Source organism: Bacillus cereus group sp. N8, assembly GCF_016483685.1.
Lineage (GTDB): Bacteria > Bacillota > Bacilli > Bacillales > Bacillaceae_G > Bacillus_A > Bacillus_A proteolyticus.
This window is the reverse complement of the sequence record NZ_JAEHBK010000199.1, coordinates 1-246: the sequence shown is the minus strand read 5'-3', so window position 1 is coordinate 246 and position 246 is coordinate 1. Positions and strand designations below refer to the sequence as shown.

Genomic DNA, 246 nt, shown 5'->3' with positions numbered 1-246 from the left:
AAGTGATGTTATTCCAATGTTAGAGAATTTAGGATTTACATCTCTTTTAAATAAGATAGGCGTTACGCCCGAAGAAACAGCTCCAGCTGAATTAGATGATATTACATTTTATATTGTGGAAGAAGTTACAGAAGAAATGCTTCAGCAAGATAGTTAGCTTATTGTAGAAGTTCAAGAAGATAAATATCATAAAGCGGATATCAAAGTTTTTTGTATTAAAAATGAAAATGGTTGTTAATTTATTTC

1 pseudogene is annotated in these 246 nt (G+C 29.3%); it reads left to right on the top strand.

What is annotated here, in order from left to right:
- A pseudogene (locus JDS80_RS30990) lies at positions 1 to 235 on the top strand (hypothetical protein); the annotation flags it as partial.
- Between the last annotated feature and the right edge of the window lie 11 nt (positions 236 to 246).